This window comes from Flavobacterium ajazii (assembly GCF_010614725.1).
In the GTDB taxonomy this organism is placed as follows: domain Bacteria; phylum Bacteroidota; class Bacteroidia; order Flavobacteriales; family Flavobacteriaceae; genus Flavobacterium; species Flavobacterium ajazii.
The window spans coordinates 182,515-205,668 of the sequence record NZ_JAAEHL010000004.1 but is presented as its reverse complement, the minus strand read 5'-3'; the positions used below and the strand labels follow the sequence as shown (position 1 = coordinate 205,668).

The 23,154-nt window shown below is 34.8% G+C and carries 20 protein-coding genes; 3 read left to right on the top strand and 17 right to left on the bottom strand.

Annotation, left to right across the window (positions count from 1 at the left end; all coding sequences use genetic code 11):
• Positions 1-117: 117 nt before the first annotated feature.
• The 3 genes from GWR14_RS08820 to purT are packed head-to-tail and all read right to left on the bottom strand — an operon-like array spanning position 118 to position 2,176.
• On the bottom strand, positions 118-693 hold the full coding sequence (locus GWR14_RS08820; RefSeq protein ID WP_163408668.1) for a Crp/Fnr family transcriptional regulator: 576 nt from the start codon (positions 691-693) through the stop codon (positions 118-120).
• Positions 693-1,013 carry a DUF6370 family protein gene (locus tag GWR14_RS08815; protein ID WP_163408667.1) on the bottom strand — a complete coding sequence of 107 codons (321 nt, stop codon included), beginning with the start codon at positions 1,011-1,013 and terminating at the stop codon, positions 693-695. Before GWR14_RS08815 ends, GWR14_RS08820 begins: the two co-directional genes overlap by 1 nt.
• A 2-nt stretch (positions 1,014-1,015) precedes the next feature.
• Entirely contained in the window at positions 1,016-2,176 is a 1,161-nt protein-coding gene (gene purT, locus GWR14_RS08810) for a formate-dependent phosphoribosylglycinamide formyltransferase (protein WP_163408666.1), read from the bottom strand.
• A gap of 63 nt (positions 2,177-2,239) precedes the next feature.
• Here purT and GWR14_RS08805 point away from each other — a divergent pair, with 63 nt between their 5' ends.
• Entirely contained in the window at positions 2,240-2,710 is a 471-nt protein-coding gene (locus GWR14_RS08805) for an SMI1/KNR4 family protein (RefSeq protein ID WP_163408665.1), read from the top strand.
• A 324-nt stretch (positions 2,711-3,034) separates the two neighbouring features.
• Here the strand turns inward: GWR14_RS08805 and GWR14_RS08800 are convergent, their stop codons facing one another.
• The 7 genes from GWR14_RS08800 to GWR14_RS08770 form a co-directional block, all read right to left on the bottom strand.
• Positions 3,035-4,903, bottom strand: a complete 1,869-nt coding sequence (locus GWR14_RS08800) for a peptidase U32 family protein (RefSeq protein WP_163408664.1) — start codon at positions 4,901-4,903, stop codon at positions 3,035-3,037.
• A 122-nt stretch (positions 4,904-5,025) separates the two neighbouring features.
• On the bottom strand, positions 5,026-6,243 hold the full coding sequence (locus GWR14_RS08795) for a hypothetical protein (RefSeq protein WP_163408663.1): 1,218 nt from the start codon (positions 6,241-6,243) through the stop codon (positions 5,026-5,028).
• Between the two features lie 7 nt (positions 6,244-6,250).
• Positions 6,251-6,484: a hypothetical protein gene (locus GWR14_RS08790; RefSeq protein WP_163408662.1), complete on the bottom strand. Its 234-nt coding sequence runs from the start codon at positions 6,482-6,484 to the stop codon at positions 6,251-6,253.
• A 185-nt stretch (positions 6,485-6,669) separates the two neighbouring features.
• Positions 6,670-7,125, bottom strand: coding sequence for a ferritin-like domain-containing protein (locus GWR14_RS08785; protein WP_163408661.1), 456 nt, complete (start codon positions 7,123-7,125; stop codon positions 6,670-6,672).
• Positions 7,126-7,474: 349 nt separating this feature from the next.
• Positions 7,475-9,349 (bottom strand): rhamnogalacturonan lyase, encoded by a 1,875-nt coding sequence (locus GWR14_RS08780; RefSeq protein WP_163408660.1) that lies wholly within the window; start codon positions 9,347-9,349, stop codon positions 7,475-7,477.
• Between the two features lie 135 nt (positions 9,350-9,484).
• Entirely contained in the window at positions 9,485-10,675 is a 1,191-nt protein-coding gene (locus tag GWR14_RS08775; RefSeq protein WP_163392636.1) for a pyridoxal phosphate-dependent aminotransferase, read from the bottom strand.
• Between the two features lie 70 nt (positions 10,676-10,745).
• Positions 10,746-11,843, bottom strand: a complete 1,098-nt coding sequence (locus tag GWR14_RS08770; protein ID WP_163408659.1) for a fatty acid desaturase family protein — start codon at positions 11,841-11,843, stop codon at positions 10,746-10,748.
• Positions 11,844-11,950: 107 nt separating this feature from the next.
• On the opposite strand from GWR14_RS08770, the gene rsmG reads away from it, so the two are divergent.
• Both rsmG and GWR14_RS08760 read left to right on the top strand, forming a co-directional pair.
• Positions 11,951-12,580: a 16S rRNA (guanine(527)-N(7))-methyltransferase RsmG gene (rsmG, locus tag GWR14_RS08765; protein WP_163408658.1), complete on the top strand. Its 630-nt coding sequence runs from the start codon at positions 11,951-11,953 to the stop codon at positions 12,578-12,580.
• A gap of 145 nt (positions 12,581-12,725) precedes the next feature.
• Positions 12,726-14,141: an alkaline phosphatase gene (locus GWR14_RS08760; protein ID WP_163408657.1), complete on the top strand. Its 1,416-nt coding sequence runs from the start codon at positions 12,726-12,728 to the stop codon at positions 14,139-14,141.
• A gap of 108 nt (positions 14,142-14,249) precedes the next feature.
• Here the strand turns inward: GWR14_RS08760 and pruA are convergent, their stop codons facing one another.
• The 7 genes from pruA to map all read right to left on the bottom strand — a co-directional run bounded on the left by pruA (position 14,250) and on the right by map (position 23,034).
• Entirely contained in the window at positions 14,250-15,875 is a 1,626-nt protein-coding gene (gene pruA, locus GWR14_RS08755; RefSeq protein WP_163408656.1) for an L-glutamate gamma-semialdehyde dehydrogenase, read from the bottom strand.
• 238 nt (positions 15,876-16,113) lie between these two features.
• On the bottom strand, positions 16,114-16,500 hold the full coding sequence (gene apaG / locus GWR14_RS08750; protein WP_163408655.1) for a Co2+/Mg2+ efflux protein ApaG: 387 nt from the start codon (positions 16,498-16,500) through the stop codon (positions 16,114-16,116).
• An 81-nt stretch (positions 16,501-16,581) separates the two neighbouring features.
• The gene (locus GWR14_RS08745; RefSeq protein WP_163408654.1) at positions 16,582-17,835 is read right to left on the bottom strand and encodes a type IX secretion system plug protein; all 1,254 of its coding nucleotides are present in this window, start codon (positions 17,833-17,835) and stop codon (positions 16,582-16,584) included.
• A gap of 75 nt (positions 17,836-17,910) precedes the next feature.
• Positions 17,911-20,817: a DEAD/DEAH box helicase gene (locus GWR14_RS08740; RefSeq protein ID WP_163408653.1), complete on the bottom strand. Its 2,907-nt coding sequence runs from the start codon at positions 20,815-20,817 to the stop codon at positions 17,911-17,913.
• 115 nt (positions 20,818-20,932) lie between these two features.
• The gene (locus tag GWR14_RS08735; protein WP_163408652.1) at positions 20,933-21,706 is read right to left on the bottom strand and encodes a class I SAM-dependent methyltransferase; all 774 of its coding nucleotides are present in this window, start codon (positions 21,704-21,706) and stop codon (positions 20,933-20,935) included.
• A 39-nt stretch (positions 21,707-21,745) separates the two neighbouring features.
• Positions 21,746-22,147, bottom strand: coding sequence for a GxxExxY protein (locus GWR14_RS08730; RefSeq protein WP_163408651.1), 402 nt, complete (start codon positions 22,145-22,147; stop codon positions 21,746-21,748).
• 68 nt (positions 22,148-22,215) lie between these two features.
• Positions 22,216-23,034: a type I methionyl aminopeptidase gene (gene map / locus GWR14_RS08725; protein WP_163408650.1), complete on the bottom strand. Its 819-nt coding sequence runs from the start codon at positions 23,032-23,034 to the stop codon at positions 22,216-22,218.
• Positions 23,035-23,154: the final 120 nt, after the last annotated feature.

Sequence of the window (23,154 nt, the reverse complement as noted above, 5' to 3'; positions counted from 1 at the left end):
TTTTGAGACAGCCACTTTTTTGTTTATAAAAATCAATAAATAACGGTTGAATGAATTATTTTTGACCACATTGAAATTTAAAATCTCTGAAATCAATTTTATTCAATGATATAAAGCTTACTTTTTCAAAAGCCTGGCTTTCATTTTGCTGAAAAATTCAGGTGTTACACCAATGAAAGAAGCGATTTGTTTTTGAGGAACTTTATGAACTAATGTTCCGTATTTTTTAGTGAATTTTTCAAAACGTTCTTCGGCTGGTAAACTTAAGTTGTCCATTAATCGCTGCTGATTGGCAACTAATGAATTTTCAATCAGAATCCTGAAAAAACGTTCCAGTTTAGGAATTTCAAGATACAGTTGCTCCTGATTTTCTTTGGATAGCAAAACAACTTCGGCTTCTTCCAAAACCTCAATAAAAAGCTCCCCCGGTTTCTGCGAAAAATAACTATACATATCACTCATCCACCAGCCTTCGCAGGCAAAAGAAAGAACATGTTCAACAATATTATCGTTGATATTAAAACTTCTTAAAATACCCGAATTTACAAAATAGGAATATTTACATACTTCACCGGCGTTTAATAAAATCGTTTTCGCTTTGTATGTATGGGTTTCTAATTTAGATAAAAAAAGTTCTTGTTCTTCCGGAGTCAGCGAAACGTGTTTGGCAATATTTTTAAGAATCAATGCCATTATTTTTTTTCTTCTATTAGTTTAAATGAAGTTGCTTTAAATCTATTGTTTACGATTTCTCCTGTAACTAAAGCTTTGCTGATTGCATTACAAAAACCTTTTTCAGCATGTGCATCTCCGTGATCGTGAATTGTGGTTCCGTCCACGAAATAGGATTTTCCGTCAATGCGAACAGCCAAATCACAGCTTTTACCTTTCATTCCAAATTGACATTCTCCGCAAGAAGCTTCAACAAGTGTTGGTTTGTCAAATTTCTTTTTGTCTTGTGCCTGTACAGCAATTCCAATAAAAAGGAATGTTGCTAAAAGTATGTTTTTCATAGTTAAGAATTTACAGTTATTAATTTTGCGGTTTTTTTGGCGCGTTCGGTTACTTCATTAATTGGAGTAGAAAGTGTATCGTGACTTAAAACAACTCCCATTCTTCGGTATGGTCTTGAAGTTGGTTTCCCGAAAATCCTGAAATCGGTTTTTGGTAAAGCCGCTACTTTTTCGATTCCGGTAAAAGTTGGATTTTTCGAATCTTCTGAAGCTAAAATTACAGCGCTTGCTCCGGCTTTTTCTAAAGTGATTTCGAAAATTGGAAGGCTTAAAATAGCTCTTAAGTGCAGTTCAAATTCGTTGAAATTCTGCGTTCCAGCCAAAGTTACCATTCCCGTATCGTGTGGACGCGGAGAAAGTTCAGAGAAATAAACGCCTTCTTTAGTTAAGAAAAATTCAACGCCAAAAAGTCCTGCACCACCAAGGGCTTCGGTAATTTTTTCGGCCATATCTTGTGCTTCATATAAATCTTTTTCAGAAACCAAAGCCGGCTGCCAGCTTTCCTGATAATCGCCACGTTCTTGTCTGTGACCAATTGGAGAACAAAACAAAGTAGGATTGTTATTTTGAGTAATCGTTAAAAGTGTAATTTCTGAATGGAAATCGACAAAAGCTTCTACAATAACCTCGATCACGTCACCACGTGAACCTGCAACAGCATATTGCCAGGCTTTTTCTATATCACTTTCTGTTTTAATTGTTGATTGCCCTTTTCCAGAAGATGACATTAAAGGTTTTACCACGCAGGGAATTCCAACTTCCTGAACGGCTTTTTGCAATTCTTCGGCTGAGGTTGCGTATTGGTATTTTGCTGTTCGTAATCCCAATTCTTTTGATGCTAAATCACGAATGGCTTTACGATTCATGGTAAAGTTTGCCGCTTTCGCTGAAGGAACGACGGTAATGCCTTGTTTTTCGTAATCGTAAAAACGTTCGGTACGAATGGCTTCTATTTCGGGAACTATAAAGTCGGGTTGGTGTTTGGCTACGATTCGGTCAAGTGCTTCGCCGTCTAACATGTTAATGACTTCGAAACCGTGTGCGACTTGCATAGCGGGAGCATTTTCATAACTGTCAACCGCAATTACCGTTTGTCCGATTCGTTGCGCGGCTATTACGAATTCTTTGCCTAATTCGCCTGAGCCAAGGAGTAATATTTTCATTTTGGAGTAGAGTATTGTTAGGTAAACAAAAATAGCTATTTTTAATTATAATTTAATTGAGTTATGGAAATAGAGTATTTACAGAAATTAAAAGAAAATCCAAGAAGATATTCTAAGCGGGAAGAGTTTAGGTTTGAAATAAAAGGAATTAGCATAGATGAAATTCAGTCTCTTGAAAAGCTTTATAACAATGGGAATCACTTTCCAAAATCCTTAAGAGAATTACTTTTTTTATCAGGGAACTATTCTTATACTTTTAGTTGGGGGATAAATGATAGCCAAAAAGAAATGCAAGAAAGGGTTCGAGAGAATTTAAAGCAAAGAGGAAAAATGATTTTTAAACCTTATTATATTATAGAGGTATATGACGATAGGTTCTTTTTCGTCTATTTAGATGAAGAAGATGATCCGCAAATATATGATGGTAATCCTTGGAGTTCTTCTGAAGACTGGATAAGTAGTGTAGATAAAACAATTAAAGAATTTGTGGAGTTTGATATTGATAGGATGATTGAATATGGAGGTGTTAATTGATTTGTAAGGTTTGTCATTTCGAGGAACGAGAAATCTCCACGAGAAGCTCGACAAAGATTGCCTTGTTGGAACGGAGCCACTTACGAAGATTTCTCGTTCCTCGAAATGACAAGGTTGGGGAGATCGTAAACGTAAAAGTTCTTTTAAAACCGCTAGCGTGAGGGATAGAAGTGAAAAGCCCACAGCCGTGAGGAACGAACAGGCGAGGACTTGTAACGGATAGCCCGACCCGGAGGGACACGCCCAAAATAAAAAATTCGCAAAGATTAATTTAAAATCTTTGCGAACCTTTGTGTATTCCTTTGCGAATCTTTGTGGTAAAAATCAATGAAAATGATCTTCTTCAATCTCAAATTCGGCATCTTTTTCCCAGATTTCCATTTCGCAGGGTTTGCAGTTGAATTTTAATTTGTATTCCAGTTCGCCCTGCTTCAATACTAATGGCTCTTTAACCTTAACACCAACAATATCTTTTTGGTGTATCGGACATTTTTTTAATTCGTATTTGATGCAATATTTAGTTGTCATTACACGGGATTTTCCTGGATCCCATTGTAATTCGAATGCTTTTTCGATTTCGGTAACACCGTGGCGTTCGTAGAATTTACGAGCCGTTTTGTTCGAAACGTTGTACATGAAATCCAGTTTTGTTTCCGGATACGGATGTGACGTTTTTACCAATTGGTGTTCTTCGCGTTTGTAATTTGCCAGACGAATCTCTGATAATTGTTCGAAAACATTTCTTCGCATTTCGTTGATTTTAGAAATAGGAAGGAACCAGTTTTGAGAGAACATTACATTAATTTCATCAGCGCTATAAGGTGTAAAACCTGTTTTTGCCAATTGAACTTTAATGTTTTCTTCGATTGATTCACCAGTTTTAGTAGGCTCTTTTGCGTGCTCTAATTTTACGGTGCTTACGTTTCCGTCTTCGTCGGTAGCGATTAATTCAAAACCATTTTCGTTTTCGGTAAGCAATAAAGTTGTTCCAATTTTACGGATCGCACTGTCTTCTCTTTCAACAATTTTGATGAAAGCAGTATCGTTGTTACGGTAAATGAAAGTTCCGTCTTTGATTTCTTTTAAAACGTTTGGATATACTTTTCCGTTTTCGGCTTTGTTTACGTAAATTCCGTCAGCTTCGTTGTTTTCGTTGATGAAACAAAGTCCGTCACCGTTGTTTAATAATTCGCCGTTTTCGATTTCGTAAGCGTCTCCTATGGTACGGATTAATTTACCAATATATTGTCCTTTTGATTTTGGGCTTTCCCAGGAACCAATACTAGCATGTCTGTCGTTTACAAAATAGTCGGTATAACCGCGGTTGAACGTTCTGTTTAAAGTAGAATCGAAAGTATAGGTGCATTTTCCGGAAGAAGCTTTGATATATTTATCGCTTCCTTCTAAATAGCTGTCTAATTTTTGACGTAAATAAGAAACGTTGTTTTTAACGTAAGCGACATCTTTTAAACGTCCTTCGATTTTGAAAGAAACGATTCCGGCTTCAATCAAATTCGGAATCTGATCTGAAACATCCAAATCTTTAATCGAAAGCAAGTGACTGTTTTTGATTAAAGTCTCTCCGTTTCCGTCAATCAGGTTGTATGGTAAACGGCAGTTTTGAGCACAAGAACCACGGTTGGCGCTTCGTTCTCCGTTTGCCACACTCATATAACAGTTTCCGCTGAAGGACACACATAATGCACCGGTCACGAAAAATTCTAATTCAACATCAGCATGATCGTAGATTTCTTTAATTTGATGCAGGTTCAGTTCACGTGCTAAAACCACACGTTTGATTCCGGCATCTTTCAGGAATTTGATTTTATCGGCATCACGATTATTGGCTTGTGTGCTGGCATGAAGTACAATAGGAGGCAAGTCCATTTCCATAATCGCCATATCCTGAATGATCAATGCATCGACACCAATATCGTATAATTCCCAAATCATGGTGCGGCACGTTTCTAATTCGTTGTCGTATAAAATGGTATTGATAACGACAAAAACCTGAGCGTTAAATAAGTGCGCATATTTTACTAAAGCAGCAACATCTTCGATTGAGTTGTTGGCATTAGATCGGGCACCAAATTGCGGAGCACCAATATATACAGCATCAGCACCGCTGTTTATAGCAGCCATTCCGCCAATTAAATCTCTGGCCGGAGCTAATATTTCTATTTTCTTCTTCATTTCTAAAACTTTAGCCTTTTGTGGTATTCACGAAAAAAAGTGTGCAAAGGTCTAATAAATTATTTGAGTTTGCTAAAGATGAAGCGATTTTTTTGAAATTGTTAGCATTTTAATAATAAAAACTATACAACAGAATTTTTAGTCTGACTTCCTAATAGTTTTCCAAGGACTGATAAGTAAATTATTATGATTATCAATGTAAAAATGAATCTGACAATATCAAAAATATAAAGATATGGAAGAGAAAGTAAAATCAGAATACAGAATATTTCTTTAATTTGGGTTTTATATTTCTTTCGATTTTCAATTAAAAGCTTCCTGTCAAAGATTGAAATCAAGAATAAAATTAACAGAATTAAGATTAGGGGAGATGTGATGCAAAAAGTTAGTCTTTTATAGTAACTTGAAAACGGTATTAACTTAAAATCCCAAATAGCATACGATATGGAGAAAATAGTTGCAGTTAAAATAATAATTGAAAGTATTGTTTTAACTGTTTTTTGAAATTTCTCATAGAAATTTGAAATTTTAATATATGTTATAGAAATATTCTCTAAATCGTTATTAAATATTGTAAATAAATCACCTTTTATTCTTTTTCTATATATAAAGTTGTTTGAAGTTTCAGAATGAAAAATTATATGTGGATCATTATCAGATAGTGCTTGTTTGATTTCGTTGATTTTTCCTAAGTCATTTGCAATTGTTAATCTGTAAAATTTATACGCTTCTTGCAAAGTAATTGCTTCAATTTTGCCTTCTTTATCATAAGAGATCACATGTAATTTCCCAGTAAATAGCTCTTCTGCTTTAGTTTTAATGTCAACTTTTGTATAATAAATGTCTTTTATGGAGTGTGTAATATTGTTTTGCTTATTTGAATTTGTTAAATAATGCCAATTATTTTGAAATTGAAAAACTGAAAAGCGTTTTTCTAATCCTAAATAAAAAATTATTCTATTTGAAAAATAGCCCAATAGAATTGAAAAAGAATAAATAGAGAATAACAAGCTAATAGTTTGTATTATTCTGGTTTCAGAAATAAATAATGTTGGAAGCTTGTTTTCATAAATACAAATGAATGTATCTGTTATGTCCGATGTCTTAAGATCGAATTCTATTTTAAAAGGAAGGAGCAGATTGCAAAAATGGATAGATAAACAAAAAGCAACTAACATTAATATACTAGTTAACATATTCCATAACAAACGTTCAAAAGTATTGCCTGATTCAAAATGTTTGTTGAAATCACCTGAAAAAAAAGCTCTTCTAAATAATATTCCTGGAAATAAAAATACCATTATGTAAATAATGGTATTAAATGCAATGTTAATATTCACTTGCGAATTAAATTGAAATAGTAATGTTTTTCCCGTTCAATGTAATGTCTTTAGAGGTAGAGTCTTTCATTACTTCATCTATGGCCTTTTGAAATTTAACCTTGTCTTCAGGTTTTTCAAGTAATTTCTCTAAATTTTCGTCATCACTTTTTATCATTAAATCATTGATAGTTTTAACTTGATCATAAAGCAACTTAAAAACGAAAAACATTTTAGTTGGTAAATCAAATAAATTATTCATAGTGTATCAATTATTTGTGTCAAATATATAATATCTATTTTATAAATGATGAAATTTAAAGTTAAATTCTTATTCATAATGAATAAGAATTTAAAAGTAAAGTAAAAATGAGTACAGTTAATAAAAAAACCGCCCAATCCGAAGACCAGGCGGTTCTCAAAAAAAAGCATGAATCGATCGATCGATTAATTGGCTTTCATTTTAATTTGTGATAAAGCATTTTGAATACTGTTCAATTGTTTTGAAACAACTGAAACCTGACTGTAGTCAAGATGGTTTTCTTCAAGTGCCATTTTGTATTTTTCGATAGCCGCTTCTTCTCCTGTTACACAAGCGTTGATTATTGCTTCGGTATCACCACCTGTAAAAGATGATTTGATATCAATCCATGTTCGGTGTAAGGCCCCAAGCGGTCCGCCTCCAGACGTGTCTGTTGATTTTCCGAGTTTGTTGATTTCGTCTTGTAATTCGACAATAAACAAGGCTCTTTCTCGGGCATATTCAAGAAAATCTGTTTTCATTGCAGGGTTTTCTACATGTTCGGCTGCGTTTGTATATCCTAATTTTCCATCTTCAAGAATTGAGATTAATCCTTCTAAAGTTTTAACTGCTTCTTTTGTGGTTTCATCTGTATGTATCATGACTAAATAGTTTTAAAATTAATACATTACAAAGTTGACATTTATAAAGCCTTAATTCTTATAGAATTACGATAGTTGTTTATAATATTGTGGAATGGGAATTTTGAAAGTCAATTTTTTGTTTCTCGAAGATTTGCTTCGCCTGTCGCTGTCGCTCGAGTTGCAGATTCAGAAATTTTTATTTTGAAGTAAAAATTTCTCGTTTATGGTTTGGGTTAGGGATGGAAGCGGTATCCTTTTTCGGGCTGCTTTAGCCTGGAAAAGATATAGCGGACAGCCCGGCCGGAGGCAACCCCATAAAAAAGCCTCAAGTAATTCCTGAGGCTCTGTTGCTAAATAAATTTTTAAATTATTTTCCTGATGAAGTGTTTTCAGATTTTGCAGTAACAATATCGGGCTGTTTTTGAGCTTCCATATCTGTTCCCAGATAAAAACCGGGGTGTGGCGGCTGGTTGTAAGCTGAGTTTTGCCATGCAATAGCAGTTCTGTATTGAGAATCGTGCATCAAAGTATATAATCGATGTGTTGTCGGAATGTTAGTAGTGTAAATTCGAATGGAAGAATTGTCAGCTTTATGAAAGATGACTTCTTCGCGCCAATCACCAAGAAGATCGGCACTAAGGCAAGGTGTTGCTTTGGTTCCGTTGTTTGATTTGTGGTCAGCAGCGGTAAGTAAATTAACGCTTTTTGAATTGAGGTAATCCCATTTGTCAATTCGGTTTGAGTTTAATAATTCCCTGTTCAAATCGGCATCCCACCAGATAGAGAAATTCATGGATGGCTTTGAAGTACTAATCTGATTTCCTTTACAGTCATACAAATTTCCTACTGATCCCCAGCATTCATAACCTTTATAACGAGGGTCAATGTCGGCTGCATTACCGCGGCCTACATCATGACCTTCACCGTTAACTCCCCATAGAGGTTCGCCTGTTCTGGCATCCCTGAATTCAAGTCCGTATGTTTTGTAACTTGATGGCGCTTCGTGGCATTGCCAGATTTCCTGTCCGGGACGATCCGGATCCATATCGGTCATGTGCAGGGAATCGCCATGTCCTAAACCGTTAGCGTATAGTTTTGTTCCGTTGTCATCAATTGCACTGGTTCCGTTAAAAACTTCATCTTTGCCGTCATTATCAACATCTCCCACGGTCATTTGATGATTTCCCTGTCCGAATGCAGCACTGCTTTGGGAATCATTACTGTCGAAAATCCATCGCTGCAAAAGCTTGCCGTTTCTCCAGTCCCAGGCCACACGAACCAGTCTGGTGTAATAGCCGCGTCCCATTACCAGACTTGGTTTTGAACCGTCAAGATACGCAACTGCTGCTATAAAACGGTCTACACGATTACCGTATCCGTCTCCCCAGTCTTTAATGTTTCCGCGTGCTGGCAAATAATTAGTAGTTGCCATCGCTTTGCCTGTTAATCCATTAAAAACGGTTAAAAATTCAGGTCCTTCTAAAATATATCCGTTAGTGTTTCTGTAATCTGCTGTAGCTGACCCAATAACTGTTTTGGTTCCGTCTATGGTTCCATCAGCTGTTTTGCAGGCCATTTCAGCTTTGCCATCCGAATCTAAATCATATACCATAAATTGGGTGTAATGTGCACCGGCTCGGATGTTTTTTCCTAAGTCAATTCTCCAGAGCTGTGTTCCATCTAAACGGTAACAGTCGATAAAAACATTCCCTGTATAACCTCTATGTGAGTTGTCATGAGCGTTAGACGGATCCCACTTTACAAATATTTCGTATTGTCCGTCGCCGTCAACATCGCCTGCGCTGCAATCTCCGACGCTATAGGTGTAAGCCTGCCCGTCTGGAGTAGTTCCTCCGGGAGGTATTTGCATGGGAATATCCAAATACTGATTTGACCATACTGAAATGGTTTCTGAAGCGGGCTGTTCAATGCCATTAATAATCGCCCGAATATGATATTTTTCGTCTGTGGTAATTTTGTGTGTAAAGTTGGTCGTTGTAGTGAAAGGGCTGTCTGCTATTTTTTTGTCATTGCAGTATAAATTGTAGCTTACGTTTGTGGGTTCTGTGCCTAACATTCTCCAGTTGATATAGACTTCGTTCGGATTTAAACGCATTGCAACGAGTCCGCGATTGAGTTTTTCTAAGGTATGCTGAGCGAGTATTGAAGAAGTAATTCCTAATAATAACAACGGAACAAAAAGTAAATTTTTGAATGAATTTGATTTGGTTTTTTGATTCATAATTTTGGTTGGAAGGGTTAGTTTTTGGTTTTGCTAATTAAGATTTGATTTGCAGTGCTTTGTCACAAAATTAATGCCAATAAAAAAGCCTCAGAAAGATTCCTGAGGCTCTAAATATCTAATTTTAATTGTTGATTATGCAGTCAAAGCTTCTTTGATTCTGCGTAATGCTTCTGTTAAAATATCGTTGCTTGTTGCATAAGAGAAACGAATACAGTTTGGATTTCCGAAAGCGTCACCCGTTACTGTTGCTACGTTTGCTTCTGCTAAAAGATACATTGAAACATCGTTTGCATCTTTAATTTCGTGTCCTTTTAAAGTTTTTCCGAAGAAAGAAGAAACGTCTGGGAATACGTAGAAAGCTCCTTCAGGAACGTTGATTTTTACTCCTGGAATTTCTTTTAGTAACCCAACCACTAAATCTCTGCGACCGTGGAAAGCCTGAACCATTTCGTTTAACACGCTAGGGTCAGCATCTACAGCTGTAATTGTAGCTCTTTGTGCCACAGAATTTGCACCAGATGTTACTTGTCCCTGAATTTTTGTACACGCTTTTGCGATGAATTCCGGAGCTCCGATGTAACCGATTCTGTATCCTGTCATTGCGAATGCTTTTGCAACTCCGTTTACAGTTATAGTTTTTTCTAACATTCCCGGGATTGAACCGATACTGCAGAAAGTTCCTGAGAAATTGATGTGCTCATAGATTTCGTCAGCAACTACGTAAATATTTGGGTGTTTTTCTAACACTTTAGCTAAAGCTGTTAATTCTTCTCTGCTGTAAACAGATCCTGAAGGGTTACAAGGAGAAGAGAACCACATCATTTTTGTTTTTGGTGTAATTGCGGCTTCTAATTGCTCAGGAGTAATTTTGAAATCTGTTTCTACAGAAGTTGGAACTTCAACAGGAACTCCACCTGAAAGTTTTACGATTTCGAAATAAGAAACCCAGTAAGGTGCAGGAAGAATAACTTCGTCACCGTCATTTAACATTACCTGAGCGATGTTGTATAAAGATTGTTTTGCTCCTGTAGAAACTACAATTTGAGATGGTTTGTACTCTAAACCATTGTCTCTTTTGAATTTTCTGCAGATAGCTTCTTTTAAATCCTGATATCCATCAACAGGAGAATATGTACTGTAGTTGTCGTCGATTGCTTTTTTAGCAGCTTCTTTAATAAAGTCAGGCGTATTGAAATCAGGCTCACCTAAACTTAAACTGATAATGTCTTTTCCTTGTGCTTTTAGCTCACGGGCTAATGCAGCCATCGCTAAAGTCTGCGAAGTCGCTAAATTGTTAATTCTGTCTGAAAGAATATGGTTCATTATAAAAAAATTTAATTGCTCTTAATTTGCTGTTTTTTTAAGAGAGGTTATTATTAATAGATTTTTAGTTTTATACTGATAATTCAGGTTTCATTCCTAAGTCACGTAAATGTTTAAAGTGGGCAACAACAGCACTTCTCATTGTTTTGTATTCGTAATATGGCAGATTACATTCTTTTGCTGTCTCTTTTACAATTTTTGCAATTTTACCATAATGAATGTGACTTATATGTGGAAAAATATGATGTTCTATTTGATGGTTCAATCCGCCGGTATACCAGTTTACCAAAGCATTTTTTGGTGCAAAATTAGTGGTGGTATACAATTGGTGAATGGCCCATGTATTTTCGATTTCGCCCAATTCATTCGGTTCCGGATTAGTTGTGTGGTCCACAACGTGTGCCAATTGGAATATAATACTTAAGATTAATCCTGTTGTATAATGCATTACAAAAAAGCCAAGAACGACTTTCCACCATGTAATTCCAATTACGATTGGCAATACAATCCAGATTGATGCATAAATGATTTTTGTAATGATTAAAGTTGTCCAGAGAATTTTAGGACTTTTTGGCTCTCCATACGATAATTTTCTTTTCAGATAATTGTGCATTTGCTTAAAATCAGTCGTAATGGCCCAGTTAAAAGTCAGTAAACCGTATAAGAAAACAGAATAATAATGCTGAAAACGGTGAAAGCTATGCCATTCTGCATGTTTTGTAAAACGAATAATTCTTCCCGCATCCAGATCTTCGTCGTGTCCCGGAATATTGGTATAAGTATGATGTAATACATTATGCTGAACCTGCCAGTTGTAAACATTTCCGGCCAAAACATAAATGGTACCGCCCATTAATTTGTTAATCCAGCCTTTATTAGAGTAAGAACCGTGATTTCCATCGTGCATTACGTTCATTCCAACACCGGCCATTCCGATGCCCATTACTATAGATAAAAGCAGCATAACCCAAAAAGGCATGCTGAGAGTAAGGATTAAAAAGTAAGGAGTTAAAAAAACAGCGAATAGAATAACAGCTTTTAAATGTAATTGCCAGTTTCCGGTTTTTTTGATATTGTTTTCTTTGAAATAATTGTTTACCCGAGTGTTAAGCGTTCTGAAGAACTTCAGATTGTCTTGCCTTGCAAATGTAGGAGCAGTGTTATTCATAACAGTTTTAAATAGTTGTCAAAGGTAATTATTATAAATTTTCAATTTGCAAAATTGAGTTAAATATTTCAATCGTAAAGTAGTACTTTTGTTAAAAAATTAGACCAATGGATGAGATATTGAAATATTTTCCTGATTTGACCAATCTTCAAATCGAACAGTTTCAAAAATTAGACTTTTTATACCACGACTGGAATGAAAAAATCAATGTTATTTCAAGAAAAGACATTGATTCATTATATACAAAACACATTTTGCATTCTCTTGGAATTGCAAAAATCATGAAATTTGAGCCTGGAGCAACTGTTTTGGATGTTGGTACCGGAGGTGGTTTTCCCGGAATTCCGTTAGCGATTCTTTTTCCGGAAACCCGTTTTTATTTAATTGATGTGATTGCTAAAAAAATAAAGGTAGTCCAGGGTGTTGTAGATGCTTTAGAATTAAAAAATGTAAAAGCGGAACAAAAACGTGCTGAATTAGTAAAAGGTGATTTCGATTTCATAGTAAGCCGTGCCGTAACCAATATGCCGGATTTTGTTTCCTGGATTCATGACAAAATAAAAAAACAGCATAAACACACTTTAAAAAATGGAATTTTGTATTTAAAAGGTGGTGATTTGACTGAAGAATTAAAAGATTTTCCAAAAGCAACCTTATATGATTTATCGACCATTTTTGAAGATGAGTTTTTCGAAACCAAAAAAGTGGTCCATTTGCCATTGAAATTTCAGCCATAATTATTTCTGTCATATAATAAAGCCGATAACATTTTTTATTAAATTGTTGTCGGTTTTTTTATGCTTTCAAAAGCAATCATAACCTAATGATAATTTGTAGCTGCCCCAATTTTTTTATCTTTGAAAATACTTAAATAAAGTTATAATGAATAGAAGGAAGTTCTTTAAAAATGGCTCTTTGTTTACAATTGGAGCAGCCATTATGAGTCCGTTTGAGGGTTCTGCAAATGTTTTAGATTTAGAGTCTGCAAATAAAAACAAAAAGGCAAAAAATATCATTTTACTGGTTAGTGACGGAATGAGTACCGGCACCCTTAATATGACCGATTTGTTCCTGAATAGAAAAAACGGCAAAGGTTCGAACTGGATACAATTGTATAAAGATAACAGGGTCTCCAGGGCTTTGATGGACACCGCTTCTGCGAGTTCTATAGTGACCGATTCTTCTGCCGCAAGTTCTTCCTGGGGTGGTGGTTTTCGCGTCAATAATGGTGCTCTGAATGTGAGTCCGAGTGGAGAACCTCATTTACCGATTTGGCAAAAGTTTAAAAAATCAGGGAAAATGGCGGGCTGTGTGACTACAGTTCCTATTACACATGCAACTCCGGCTGGTTTTTGTGTCAACAGCAAAAGCAGAAATGCCCAGGAAGATATTGCTGAACAATATTTAGAATTGGGTTTTGATATTATGATGGGAGGCGGAGCCAATTATTTTAGTCCGGAGTTAAGAAAAGACAAAAAAGATATGTATGCTGCTTATACAGCAAAAGGATATCAGGTTGTAAAAACAAAAGCTGAAATGGATTCTGCATCAAATTCTAAACCTGTTCTGGGCGTATTTGCAGATGATGGGCTTCCGTATTACGTAGATAGGAACAGTGATGAAAAATTAAAAGCAGCTGTTCCGAGTCTTGCTGAAATGTCTCAGAAAGCAATAGACAGAATGAAAGGTCATAAAAATGGTTTTGTTTTACAGATTGAAAGCGGAAAAGTAGATTGGGCTGCACATGGTAACGATATTGCAGGTTTGATTAACGACCAGATTGAATTTGATGAAGCTGTAAAAGTGGCAATAGAATTTGCTGAGAAAGACAAAGAAACCTTAGTAATCATTACCACAGATCACGGAAACGCAAACCCCGGAATTATTTACGGAAAAAATGCCAATGATAATTTTGACAGTATCCAAAAATACACACAGACGAATGAATGGATTCTGAATCAGATAAAACCGCAATCTTCAGTTGCACAGGTAAAAGAAATTATTGAAAAAGCAAACGGACATTCTGTTTCTGATGAAGATGCCAAATATGTATTGGGATATTATGACGGATTGCATAAAGAAGATGGTTTATACAATTACAAAAAATTACCCTATAAAGCTTTCGCAGAAATGCAGGGGAAAATAAATTCAGTTGGCTGGATCAGTATGGATCACTCTGCAGATTATGTTGAACTGGCGATGTTTGGCCCGGGAAGTGAACTTTTAAAACCTTTCGTTAAAAATACTGATTTACATTATTTGATGCTGCAGGCTGCAGAAGTAGAGAATAAATTTTAATAGTATTCACATCAACAAAAAAGTGAAGCCGAATCTTAATGAAAAGATTCGGCTTTATTATATATTTGGTAAGTTTCAAACTTGAAACTTTAAACCTGAAACAAAAAATTAACCCAAAAACGGATATCTGTAATCCTCAGGAGTTACAAAAGTTTCTTTGATAGTTCTTGGAGAAGCCCAACGTAATAAGTTCAATGCAGAACCTGCTTTATCGTTGGTTCCTGAAGCTCTTGCGCCACCGAATGGCTGCATTCCTACAACTGCTCCGGTTGGTTTATCGTTGATATAAAAGTTACCTGCTGAATTTTGCAATTTCACTGTAGCTGTTTCAATTGCGTAACGATCCTGGCTGAAAACAGCTCCGGTTAAAGCATACTCTGAAGTAGTGTCAACCAATTCTAAAGTTTCTTCCCACTTAGCATCTTCGTAGATATAAATTGTCACAACCGGTCCGAATAATTCGGTTTCCATAGTGGTGTATTTTGGATTTGTAGTTACAATAACGGTTGGTTCTACAAAATATCCAACGGATTTATCATAATTTCCTCCGATGATGATTTCAGCATCAGCATCTTTTTTAACCTGATCTATGTAACTCGCTAATTTATCAAAAGAGCCTTCGTGGATAACTGCTGTAATAAAGTTTCCGAAGTCTTCAGGAGAACCCATTTTCATAGATTTTACATCCGTGATTAATTGCTCTTTTACAGCTGGCCATAAACTTTGCGGAATGTAAACTCTTGAAGCAGCAGAACATTTTTGCCCCTGAAATTCAAAAGCACCACGAGTAATTCCAGTAACAACTTGTTTTACATTAGCGCTTGGGTGTGCAATGATAAAATCTTTACCACCTGTTTCACCAACAATTCTTGGATATGTTTTATAGTTGTGAATGTTGGCTCCAATTTTAGCCCAGATATCTTTAAATACATGAGTTGATCCTGTAAAGTGAACTCCGGCAAAATCACGGCTTGCTAAAATAGTATCTGTAATCATTAAAGCATCTCCAAAAACTACGTTGATAACTCCATCAGGAACTCCAGCTTCTTTGAAAACGTCAAGGATAATTTTTGTTGAGAATACCTGACTGTCGCTCGGTTTCCAAACCACAACGTTACCCATCATTGCAGCACTTGCAGGAAGATTGGCAGCAATAGCCGTAAAGTTAAATGGAGTAATAGCGTAAACAAATCCTTCAAGAGGTCTGTATTCTAGACGGTTCCATGTAGTAGAATCAGATTTTGGCTGGTCTGCGTAAATCTGAGTCATAAATTCTACGTTGTAACGCAAAAAGTCAATTAGCTCACAAGAAGCATCAATTTCTGCCTGGTGAATGTTTTTTGACTGACCAATCATAGTTGCGGCGTTGATGCGCGCTCTGTATGGTCCTGCGATAAGTTCAGCAGCTTTTAAGAAAATAGCAGCACGCTGTTCCCATGCCATGTTTGCCCAAGCATTTCTTGATTCAAGAGCATTGGCAATCGCTTTTTCGATATGTTGTTTTTCAGCCAGATGATATTTTCCAACTACGTGCTGGTGATCATGCGGAGCGGTAATATTTCTTGTATTTCCGGTTCTGATTTCTTCGCTTCCAATATGCAAAGGAACATCAATTTGAGAATTCCACATTGTGGTATAAGCTGCCTGGACAGCTGCTCTTTCCGGTGAGTTTGGTGCGTATCCTTTTACCGGTTCATTTACCGCTTTAGGTACATTAAAAAATCCTTTTAACATGGGATAAGATATTTTAAAATTACGAATTGTTTAATTTTAGGCAAAAGTACAAAGGATATTTTGATTATATCACAAAGCATTATTAAAATGTTGTAATTTAATTAATGTGGACAAGATATAAAATGTTGAGAAATAGATAAAAATAAGAATATTATTGTGATAAAATTCTCGACTGAAATTTAATTTAACCTGTAAGATGCGGGGTAAGCTAAGTATAAAAAAGAAACTGCCCGACTAATTAATTTAGGGCAAAAGGAGCACACATTCTAAAAGTAGGTACTATAACCTTAAATATTTTGGTTGTAGTAAAATTAATCATGTTAAAGTGACCTTTCATCGCACCATAAGGAGATGACAACAAACAACCGGAACTATACGTATGGTTTTCACCTGGTTTTAAAACGGGTTTTTTACCTATAACGCCTTCTCCGTCAACAACTTCAAGATCGTTTAAAGAGTCGAAAATTTCCCAGTGACGGGAAGTCAGCTGTACAGAATCTTTACTATGGTTTTCGATTGTAATAACATAACTAAAGGCAAAATGAATCTTGTAGTTTTTGAAGTAAGTACCTTCAAAACTAGTCAAAACAGATATTTTTATGCCTCTTGTTATCTGAGAAACCATACTAAAACAGTATATATGTGTGTGTTATATTTGCAAATTTAAGAAAAAAAATGATTCAATCAGAATCCTTTTTTACAATGTTTAGTTAATAATATTCAATGAATTAGCATTGCCTTTACCAATAACCCTTTCATAACGGTCTGTACTTTCGCGGTAATAAACCAAAACGGTATACTCATTTTCGGTCTGATAAAAATTTCCGTCAATAGCATTTTCAAAATCAATTACGCCTTTTTTGTCGGCAACCCTGTACTGAAAATTGGTAAAACCCTGCTTGATCATGACTGCTTTTTCATAAATCCCTTTGTCAGCATTATAGTCCATTTTATATTCTGGGGAAAGATTGTAATTGTTGAACATTCCTGTGATGTAAATGTCTTTGTTTAAACGGAATGTTGGAGCTGACAGCGAAAAATATACCCACGCATAATCAGCTTCTATTTCCTGATTAGAACCATTGATGTTTTTAACAACAAAATTTCCGTCAACATCTTCATAAACGGTATATATCTGGTTGGCTCTGGCCTGATTTGTATATAAATAGGAACTGTAAACATCATTATTACTGCCAACTTTTGCAACATTATTGCTTGCGGCACGAATGTCTTTATTTTCAAAATATAAAAATTCATTACCACCCCAAAATTGTGTCTCTTTATCGTATTTGTAAACAAGCTGGTTTCCGATTGTATATTGTGGTTTAATATTTTTGATGGCTGTATTAAAATCACCGTTTTGAAGTAAAACCACTTTTACATTTTGTAGAGGTGTTTGAAAAACAATATCGTTAGAAAGTATAGCAATATCCAGATTTTGCTTGTAGTCAATATTTTTAAGATCACGGCTTCGTCTTACCTGAACTCCAACCGTTGAATGATTTTCGTATAAAATAAATTTTCTTGAAAAAACGACTTCCCGGTCTTCATTTAGGATTTTTACCATATAATTTCCCGAAATCCGTAATTGGGTAGCAAACTGGTTTGGAAAAGTAAGCCGGTAATGCGAGTAATTCTGAAGTGTATTGAAGGAGTTCGAATAATCTGTAATCCTTTGATTGTCGAAACCTCGAATGTAATCTGTTTTCGGAATATCAGAAGGCTTCCAGTTGTAGTCATAATGAACTACTTCAAAATAATAATTGGCTTCATTACCAAATAAATCATCAAACTGTAATTGGAATGACGACCCCAATTCAAATATCGGAACTACATTGCTGCCATTCTGTATAAAAGAAACAGTTTTAATATTATATGGAGGGTCAATTTCTTTTTCCTGAGCTTTCGCTAAAGTGAAAATAAAAAGAAAAATAAAGTTTGTATAGAGAAATTTCGGCATCTTATTTCATTGTAAGATTGTAAATATAACAATTTTATATAACGAAAAAGATACCCGCTCTATTGGATTTAACTACTAAGAGCCCAAAATATAGGCTAAATTGCCTTCAAGTTCGTCGTTAATATAACTTTCTTCTAAAAGCGAATCAGACAAAAGTTTTTTGTTTTCCTGCAGTTTGATGATTTTTTCCTCGACTGTATTTTTCGAAATAAAACGAATTACATTTACTTTATTCAACTGTCCAATCCTGTGAGCTCGTCCAACGCCTTGTTTTTCTGCGAAAGGATTCCACCATGGGTCTAAGAATAAGACGTATGAAGCTTTTGTAATATTCAAACCAACACCTCCGGCTTTTAACGAAATAAAGAATAATAAAGGATTTTCTTTTTCCTGAAACAACTTAACTTGTTGTTCTCTTTTTTCGGCAGGTGTTTCCCCTGTAATTTCACAAAATTCAATTTTGTTTTCTTTACACCAATCGGTATAGAAATTCAAATTGGTAACAAACGAACTGAAAATAATAACTTTTTGTTTGGCTTTGACTAAATTTTCAAGATAATTCGTGACAGCAATAAATTTCCCGGAATCAATTTCAGAATCCTGATCAACCATTTTCGGGTGATTACTCAGCTGACGCAGTTTCATCAAAGTATTGATAATGCTGATTTTATCTGGACTTGAACCATCTGTTTTAAGCAGGAAGTTACGGGCTTTAGATTTTTCTTTTTCGTATAATTTTTCCTGTTCAGGATCCATATCGCAGTAATAAATCTGCTCTGTTAATTCCGGTAAATCTTTTAAAACCTGTTCTTTGGTTCTTCTTAATATGTATGGCTGGATAAGATTTTTTAATTCAGCTAAAACTTCTTCATTCTGCTTTTTCTCAATCGGATTTTTGAAATTTTCTACAAAAAAAGCATAGCTGCCCAAAATATCAGGATTTATAAACTGCATCTGCGACCATAAATCGTCAAGTGAGTTTTCGATTGGCGTACCACTCAAAGCAATTTTATGGCTTGTATGGATTTTATTGATGGCTTTAAAAATCTTAGAATTTTTGTTTTTGATGTATTGACTTTCGTCTAAAATCAAATAACGGAAGTCGTATTTTTCTAAAATTGAAATATCCCTGTGAATGATGCTGTAGCTTGTAAAAATTAAATCGGTAGAATTTATTCTGCTAGTCAATGATTTTCTATCGTTGCCAACGTATTGCATTTTCGAAAAATGTGGCGTAAACTTTCCGGCTTCATTAAACCAGTTAAAAACCAGAGAAGATGGCAGAACAATTAAAGCTTTAAGCGGTTCTCTCTCTGTAGTTGTTTCGTTTGAAAACAAGTCGAAATTAGTTGTTTTGGTGGTAAAACCTAATTGTTCCTGTACTGAAACCAAAACAGACAAAGTCTGTAATGTTTTCCCAAGTCCCATATCGTCAGCCAGACATGCGCCCATATTGGAGTTAAAATGCCCTAAAAGCCATTTTACACCATCAATTTGGTAGGGTCTTAAAGTTGCTTTTATTAAATCTGAAGCTGTAAATTCAGCCTGATGAATTTGTTCTAAATCATTATCAATTTCTGAAATTCCGTCTAAGGCTGTAAAGTTACTTTTGCGTAAAAGTAAAGCACCGTTTTCTGTCTTTGCTAATTTTGCCAGAGAACCATATTTGCTGAACCATTCCAGCGGAATCAAAAAGTAATTTCCGTCTGGCAACATAAAAAGTCTTTCCTTGCTTTTTATGTTCGGAATAATTTCGCTGAAATTGATTTTATAATTGCCAATCGTAATGATAATTTTAATGTCAAACCAATCTGCTTTTGTTTCTTTTGCAAATGAAATTGTATTGCTTTCTGTGATAATTTCTTTGCTTTCGAGTTTTAGATTTTGGATTGTAAAACCTAGATTCTCAAGTTTTTCCTTATTATCAATGATTAATTGAATATTGATATAAGGATCATTGGATTCTACATCAGTATCCAGCCCAAAAAGCTCGTTTTTGATTTTTACTAAACCTATTTCAAGTAGTTTTTTTGTATATAAAATTTCGACTGCACTCCTTTTAAACTGAATTATTTTGGGCTCATTAGGAATGCTGAAATCAACAAAAGAATGTGTTTTTTTAGTTTTGCCTGCGTCAAATACATAACCGTTATAATCAAAATAAAGATTGAGATAGTAACAATTTTTAAAGAAATCATAAACAGGCTGAATCGTACTTGAAATTATTTGATCACGCTGTTCCATTTCGAAACCAGTAGCTTCAATATCAATTTTTTTAGCTATTTCAGGAATAAAACTTTTAAAATAATCATCAACTAATTTTGAAGGAATTTCAATTGATTTTTTCTTTAAAAAAGGAGTCAGTTTTTTAGCATTCAGTTCTTTTAATTTTCCTAACTTTTTATCAATAATTAACCAGCCTGGTTCGTCTAAAAGAATGTCTACACTTTTATTCATAGGTAAAAAAGCAGCTTCGTTTTCTTTTAAAGACAGGGTGTAAGTAATGCCTTCTGAATGTTTATCAAACTGAATCTGAGGTTCAAAATCCAACGGATCGATACTAACTCTTGAACGATAGAAATCTTTTTCAGGGCCTAAATTAATCGATAACGGAAACTGTTCTTTTACAATCAGATCATAAAACGGGCTTAAATTCAATTTTAAATATTGGCGAATAGCAAAATCAATTTTAGAATCTTTCTGCAGATCGGCAATTGTTTTGGCTGATTTTACTTTAGCACTGAATTTTTTGAATATAAATTCAGGTTTTAAAGATTCACAGATGGTGAGAATCCTTTTGGAATTGGGATCTAAATTTTCATAATCAATACCAAAACTTTCAATTATGGCTTTAGTTGCTTTTTTGTCAAGATATTTGATTTCACTGGTATTCTCAACAATATAGGCTGTTGGAATATAAGTATTCAGATTTTTTTCAAAACTAATATCAAAACAGAACTGAAATGATTTTGTAGGTTCCAAGATTTAGGGATTTGGTTGGCTTATAATTTGGCTAAAAAAAAGCGTTTTCAAATTATCTCTATTTTGAAAACGCTTTTTTAAATGAACTTATATCACTTATATGTGAAAGAAAAAATTAGTTTTCCTGTTTAAAGCAAAGCGGAATAATTTCGCCTTTTGCTAAACAGTATTTTTCAACCAATTCGGGTGCAATTTTATTAGTGTAATCTTCTTCGATAACAATAAAACCAATACTTCTTAATTTATCGAAATAATCGCGGCCATAAACACGAACGTGGTCGTATTGTCCGAAGATTTTTGCACGTTCTTTCTGATCTGTAATCGAATCGTCTGCAAACGTAACTTCACGTGATAAATCCTGAGGGATCTGCAAAATTGCCATTCCGCCCGGTTTTAAAACACGATACAATTCCTGCATTGCTTTGGTATCATCCGGAATGTGTTCTAAAACGTGATTACATAAAATAACGTCATATTCATTGTCTTTGAAAGGCAAATTGCATATATCTGCTTTTACATCTGCCAGAGGCGAAAGCAAATCGGTTGTGGTGTAATCAAGATTTTTCTGTTTACGGAATCTTTTGTAAAAAGCCTGTTCCGGGGCAAAATGCAGTACTTTTTTAGGCGCTGTAAAAAAATCAGTCTGATCATTTAAATACAGCCAAAGCAAACGGTGTCTTTCTAATGAGAGTGTGCTCGGAGAAAGCACATTGTTACGTTGTTTTCCGTATCCGTAAGGTAAAAACGATTTAAAGCTTTTTCCGTCAATAGGATCGGTAAATTTGCTTCCTCTTAATGATAAAGCTAAAATTGGTCGCACCACATAACTCAGACGAATTAACAAGGGGCGCGGGATTGTATTAAGTACTAATTTAAAAAGTTTCTTCATGGGTTATTTCACGGAGTTACACTAAGGAGACACAGAGTTTCACAAAGTGTTTATAAATCTTTTTATGTTGTTTTTTAAAATCTTTGAATCAAAATTGATAAGTAGGCCTAATGGATAGTTACCAAGTTTTAAATAGGTCAATATTTGTGCAAAATGAACATCGGTAAAAGCTTCAACAGTTTTTAATTCAATAACAATTTTGTTTTCTACCAACAAATCTATTCTATATCCATGGTCTAATTTAATATCCTTATAGACAATGGGTAATGTTTTTTGTCTTTCAACAATTAAACCAGAATTTACAATTTCATAGTATAGACATTCCTGATAAGCTGATTCCAATAAGCCCGGACCTAATTGTCGGTGAACTTCAATTGCAAGACCTATAATCTTATATGAAATTGAATCTAATTCGTCTTGAGATATATTATCAGTATACATTTAAAGGCTTATAATTAATATTTCTTTGCGAATCTCGGCGTATATCTCTGTGAATCTTTGTGGAATAGTTATAATACTAAAGGCACTTTTCTAAATTCATCTTCCTCATTGCTTTCGATTCCTAATGCTTTATAGATATAATAGAAAGTCGATAGAATTTCAGGTTTCCCATCGATTAAAGCAACATCATGTTCAAAGTGTGCACTTGGTTTTCCGTCAGCAGTCAGGATTGTCCAGCCATCTTTAAGCTGTTTGATATTTTTAGTACCCATGTTAATCATAGGTTCAATTGCAACCACCATTCCTTCAACAAAAAGTTTTCCTCTTCCTCTTTTACCATAATTTGGCATTTCTGGAGCTTCGTGCATTTTTTGACCAACACCGTGTCCAACTAATTCACGAACAACACCATAACCATGAGCTTCGGTATATTTTTGAATGGCGTTTCCAACATCTTCAACACGATTTCCAGCTTTAAATTCTCTAATTCCTACGTAAAGAGATTCTTTGGTTACCTGTAAAAGCTTTTTAGTTTCAGGAGCAACTTCTCCAATTTCAAAACTATAGGCGTGATCTCCATGAAATCCGTTTTTGAAAGCACCACAATCTACAGAAATAACATCGCCATTCTGTAAAGGAGTGTTGTTTGGAATTCCATGAACTACCTGGGCATTCGGACTCATACAAAGTGAATTTGGAAATCCGTATAATCCTAAAAAGCTCGGAACCGCCCCATGATCACGAATGAATTCCTCGGCTAATTTGTCAAGATATAATGTAGTGACTCCTTCTTTAATTTCAGAAGCAATCATTCCTAATGTTTTCGATACGATCAAAGCACTTTCGCGCATTAATTCGATTTCCTCTCTCGTTTTTTGGATAATCATATTTTTCAGATTTTCAGTTCGCAAAAGTACAATTTTTAATTAAAAATTTTCGCCACGAATTCACGAATTATCTCAAAACAAAATTTTAAAAAATCATATTGCATAAATGAATTAATTTTT

Excerpts from the sequence above, each read along its gene's own strand:
- GWR14_RS08805 (WP_163408665.1), top strand. The coding sequence starts at position 2,240 with ATGGAAATAGAGTATTTACAGAAATTAAAAGAAAATCCAAGAAGATAT.
- GWR14_RS08730 (WP_163408651.1), bottom strand. The coding sequence starts at position 22,147 with ATGTATACTGATAATATATCTCAAGACGAATTAGATTCAATTTCATAT.
- GWR14_RS08770 (WP_163408659.1), bottom strand. The coding sequence starts at position 11,843 with ATGAATAACACTGCTCCTACATTTGCAAGGCAAGACAATCTGAAGTTC.
- GWR14_RS08800 (WP_163408664.1), bottom strand. The coding sequence starts at position 4,903 with ATGAAGAAGAAAATAGAAATATTAGCTCCGGCCAGAGATTTAATTGGC.
- map (WP_163408650.1), bottom strand. The coding sequence starts at position 23,034 with ATGATTATCCAAAAAACGAGAGAGGAAATCGAATTAATGCGCGAAAGT.
- GWR14_RS08745 (WP_163408654.1), bottom strand. The coding sequence starts at position 17,835 with ATGCCGAAATTTCTCTATACAAACTTTATTTTTCTTTTTATTTTCACT.
- GWR14_RS08775 (WP_163392636.1), bottom strand. The coding sequence starts at position 10,675 with ATGAACCATATTCTTTCAGACAGAATTAACAATTTAGCGACTTCGCAG.
- GWR14_RS08780 (WP_163408660.1), bottom strand. The coding sequence starts at position 9,349 with ATGAATCAAAAAACCAAATCAAATTCATTCAAAAATTTACTTTTTGTT.
- GWR14_RS08760 (WP_163408657.1), top strand. The coding sequence starts at position 12,726 with ATGAATAGAAGGAAGTTCTTTAAAAATGGCTCTTTGTTTACAATTGGA.
- apaG (WP_163408655.1), bottom strand. The coding sequence starts at position 16,500 with ATGGTTTCTCAGATAACAAGAGGCATAAAAATATCTGTTTTGACTAGT.
- GWR14_RS08815 (WP_163408667.1), bottom strand. The coding sequence starts at position 1,013 with ATGAAAAACATACTTTTAGCAACATTCCTTTTTATTGGAATTGCTGTA.
- GWR14_RS08735 (WP_163408652.1), bottom strand. The coding sequence starts at position 21,706 with ATGAAGAAACTTTTTAAATTAGTACTTAATACAATCCCGCGCCCCTTG.
- GWR14_RS08820 (WP_163408668.1), bottom strand. The coding sequence starts at position 693 with ATGGCATTGATTCTTAAAAATATTGCCAAACACGTTTCGCTGACTCCG.
- purT (WP_163408666.1), bottom strand. The coding sequence starts at position 2,176 with ATGAAAATATTACTCCTTGGCTCAGGCGAATTAGGCAAAGAATTCGTA.
- GWR14_RS08790 (WP_163408662.1), bottom strand. The coding sequence starts at position 6,484 with ATGAATAATTTATTTGATTTACCAACTAAAATGTTTTTCGTTTTTAAG.
- pruA (WP_163408656.1), bottom strand. The coding sequence starts at position 15,875 with ATGTTAAAAGGATTTTTTAATGTACCTAAAGCGGTAAATGAACCGGTA.
- rsmG (WP_163408658.1), top strand. The coding sequence starts at position 11,951 with ATGGATGAGATATTGAAATATTTTCCTGATTTGACCAATCTTCAAATC.
- GWR14_RS08785 (WP_163408661.1), bottom strand. The coding sequence starts at position 7,125 with ATGATACATACAGATGAAACCACAAAAGAAGCAGTTAAAACTTTAGAA.